2 protein-coding genes are annotated in these 4,148 nt (G+C 69.8%); both read left to right on the forward strand.

The genetic code is table 11. The features are described 5' to 3' along the window. The first annotated feature begins 204 nt into the window (after positions 1 to 204). Complete coding sequence (locus QR77_RS00965; RefSeq protein WP_040027053.1) at positions 205 to 3,852, forward strand: discoidin domain-containing protein; 3,648 nt, start codon at positions 205 to 207, stop codon at positions 3,850 to 3,852. Positions 3,853 to 3,967: 115 nt separating this feature from the next. Next, the coding region (locus tag QR77_RS48055; RefSeq protein ID WP_040019216.1) for an NAD-dependent epimerase/dehydratase family protein at positions 3,968 to 4,148 on the forward strand (181 nt) is incomplete at its 3' end.

Raw genomic sequence — 4,148 nt, forward strand, 5'->3', positions numbered from 1 at the left:
GGGAGGGGTTCGCGACGGCCCTGGCCCTGTCCGGCCCGTAGCCCCGGCCGACAGGTCCGGCGCGCGACAACCGCAGCGCCGCCCGACAAAAAAATAGTAATTAATATTGAGCCGGTCCGTTTTGCCTCTTGTCCCCCGGGTGAACGCAGTGCACTGTCCTGCTGACAACGATGTCATTTCTTCGCAGTGATCGGAGTGCTGGCCATGAGTCAGGAACCCTCTACGGTGTCGCGTCGCTCGTTCTTGTCGGCGAACGCCGTACTGCTGGCCGGATTCAGCCTCGGCGCCGCCGGGCTGACGACCGTCCCCGCGTACGCGGCCGGCCGGAAGCCCGCAGCGGGCGCTCCGGAGGATCTGGCGCTCTACCGCCCGGTCGCTGTCTCCTCGACCGACTACGCGCCCACCCCCGCCGAATTCGTCGTGGACAGGCTGGCGCTGACGGGTGTGAAGGGCAGCGGCTGGCGGGCCGCACAGGGCGACAACCAGTGGATCTCGGTCGATCTCCAGGCCCCGTGCCGGATCGAGTCGGTGACGCTGGTCTTCGAGGCGAAGGACGGCGACCCGACGTTCGTCCCCTCGACCGGCGGCCAGCCGCGCTCGGACACGGTCGGTACGGAGATCCTCTCCAGCGCGGCCGTCGCGTTCACCATCGACGTGTCGGACGACGGGAAGACCTGGCGGACCGTGCACTCCACGACGTCGGGTACGGGCGGCGAGACCGCGATCCCGCTGTCCGAACCTGCGGTGGCCCGCTGGGTCCGGCTCTCGGCGACCAAGCGCTCCAACGGCAATCCGCTCGGCCTCAACAGCTTCCAGGTGTACGGCACCAGCGAGCACGAGCGGCCCCAGGCGCGCGGCTGGACGAGCTGGAAGGGCCGCGACGGCGCCGCGCCCGCGCTCTCCGTGAGCGACGACGGGACCGTACCCCTGGAGTCCGGCTGGGACCTGACGATGGACGACTTCGCCGGGACCGCCGACGGCGCCGCGCTCTCGGGTCCTTCGGTGGACACCGGCGAGTGGCTGCCCGCCACGGTGCCGGGGACCGTCCTCGCGACGCTCGTCGAGCAGGGGCACTTCCCGGACCCGGTGTCCGGGTTCAACAACATGCGCATCCCCGAGGCGCTTTCGAGGCACTCGTGGTGGTACCGCCGGGCGTTCGCGCTGCCGGGCGGCTTCGAGGCGGGCGCCGGACGGCACGTCTGGCTGGAGTTCGACGGCATCAACCACCACGCCGACATCTGGATCAACGGCGCGAAGGCCGGCGAACTCACCTCGCCCTTCGCCAGGACCGCCCTCGACATCGCGGAACACCTGCTCCCCGGCGGGAAGGAGCAGGTCCTCGCCGTCGGCATCACGCCGATGCCGCACCCCGGGAGCCCGGCCGACAAGGGCCCCGACGGGAACGCCTTCGTACAGTCGGCGAAGATCTACCTCGACTCCCCCACCTATCTGGCGGTGTCGGGCTGGGACTGGATTCCCGCGATACGCGACCGGGTGTCCGGGATCTGGAACCACGTACGCCTCAGGTCCACCGGCGACGCCGTGATCGGTGACGCCCGGGTCGTCTCCAAGCTGCCGGACTCGCCCGACACCTCCCGCGCCGAGGTGACCATCACCGTCCCCGTGCGCAACGCCGGTTCCGTGACGCGCTCCGTCACCGTGGACGCCGCCTTCGGGAAGGTGAAGGTCAGCCGGAAGGTGAGTGTCGGCGCCGGGGAGAGCACCGAGGTGTCGTTCGCTCCGGCGGACTTCCCCCAGCTCGAGCTGCGCGATCCCGAGCTGTGGTGGCCGAACGGCTACGGCGACCCGTACCTGTACGACCTGACCATGACCGCCACGGTCTCGGGCGCCCTGAGCGACCGGCGCTCGGTGCGCTTCGGGATCAGGGAGTTCACGTACACGCACGAGCAGCCCGTCGTCTTCCCGCCCGGGCAGGACTTCTTCCGGCAGACCGTGAACGTCGGCGCGCGCCAGGCCCGTTACGTACGCGTGCTGGGCGGCCGGAGGGCCACCGGGTGGGGCATCTCCATGTGGGGCCTGACCGTGGCGGCCTCCTCGGCGCCCGGCACGGACCTCGCGCTGCACAGGACGGTCACGTCCTCGTCCGTCGACGACCCGGGGAACAAGCCGGAGAACGCGGTCGACGGAGACGCCACCACCCGCTGGTCGTCGGCGTACAACGACGGCGAGTGGATCCAGGTCGACCTCGGCGGTCCGGTCTCCTTCGACACCGTCGCGATCGACTGGCAGGAGGCGTACGCGGCCGACTTCACCGTGCAGGTGTCCGACGACGCGAAGACCTGGACGGACGCCAAGGAGGTCTCCAACGCGACGACCCCGCTGAAGATCATCGTCAACGGTGTGCCGGTCTTCTGCCGGGGCGGCAACTGGGGCTGGGACGAGCTGCTGCGCCGGATGCCGGCCGAGCGGATGAACGCGGTCATCCGGATGCACCGCGACATGAACTTCACGATGATCAGGAACTGGATCGGATCGTCCAACCGCGAGGAGTTCTTCGCCGCCTGTGACGAGAACGGCATCCTCGTGTGGAACGACTTCTGGGAGGCCGGGCCCTTCCTCGACGAGATCCCGGACTACGTGGACATCGCCCGCGACACGATCCGCCGCTTCCGTACGCATCCGTGCATCGCCGTCTGGTGCGCGGCCAACGAGGAGAATCCGCCGCAGACGATCGGCGCGGGCCTGCTCAAGGCCATCACCGAGGAGGACGACGAGATCTTCTATCTCGCGAACTCCGCCGACGGCACGGTCTCCGGCCACGGCCCGTACTACTACGTCGAGCCGGAGGCGTACTTCGACAAGAAGACCTACGACACCGGCAACTTCGGCTTCCACACCGAGATCGGCATCCCCACCGTCTCCGTCACCGAGTCCATGAAGAACCTCGTCGGGGACGCGCAGGAGTGGCCGATCGGCGACGTCTGGTTCAACCACGACTGGTCGGCCAACGGCAACCAGCGCCCCGCCGCGTACAAGGACGCCATCGACGCCCGGCTCGGTGAGTCCTCAAGCCTCGACGAGTTCAGCCGCAAGGCGCAGTTCATCAACTACGAGAACGTGCGCGCGATGTTCGAGGCGTGGAACCAGAACCTGTGGAACGACGCGCGGGCGCTGCTGCTGTGGATGTCCCACCCGGCGTGGCACAGCACGGTCTGGCAGACGTACGACTACGACATGGACGTCAACGGTACGTACTACGGCGCCCGCAAGGGCTGCGAGCCCGTCCACGTCCAGGCGAGCCGCGCCGACTGGCGGGTCGTGGTGGCCAACCACACCACGAGGACGCTGAAGGGCGTCACCGTCACCGCGCGCCTCCACGACCTGGACGGCAAGGCGCTGGGCGACCCCGTGCGGCAGACGACGGACGCGGGCCCCTCGTCGTCGGTGGAGCTGTTCACCGCCGGCTGGACGGACGCGCTGCCCGCGCTGCATCTGCTGCGGCTGGTGGCGACCGGCGCCGACGGCACGGTGCTGTCGGAGAACACGTACTGGCGCTACCGCACGGCCGGCGACATGAAGGCGCTCAACACCCTGCGCGAGACCCGGGTCTCGGTGGGGCTCGGCCGTACCGTACGCGAGGGCACCCGGCGTTCGCTGAAGGTGACCGTGCACAACACCGGTTCGGCGGTCGCCGCCATGGTGCGGCTGGGGCTGCGCGACAAGGTCTCCGACCAGCGGGTGCTGCCCACGCTGTACGAGGACAACTACCTGTGGCTGCTGCCCGACGAGAAGCGTGAGATCACCCTGTCCTGGGAGGCGGACGCGCTCGGCTCGGGGCGGCCCCTGGTCACGCTGGAAGGGCACAACGTGACAGCCACCCGGACCTCCTGAGGGACCGGGGCGCCCGGCCGTACCCCCAGCCGTACCCCCGCCGGGGGGCGGCCGGGGCGCGGCTGTCACAGAATCGGGTTCCGATCGGTCTTGAGGGTGAACGAAAGGACCGGACATGAATCCGACAACACCGCCCAGGACCGTTCTCGTCACCGGCGCTACGGGCGCCCTCGGGACACCGACCGTCGGCGCCCTGCGCGCGGCGGGCCACGACGTACGCTCCCTCAGCCGCCGCCGGGCCCCCGGGCTGCTGACCGGCGACCTGCTCAGCGGGGCGGGCGTGCCCGAGGCGGTCG

The organism is Streptomyces sp. 150FB (assembly GCF_000818195.1).
Classification (GTDB): Bacteria; Actinomycetota; Actinomycetes; order Streptomycetales; family Streptomycetaceae; genus Streptomyces.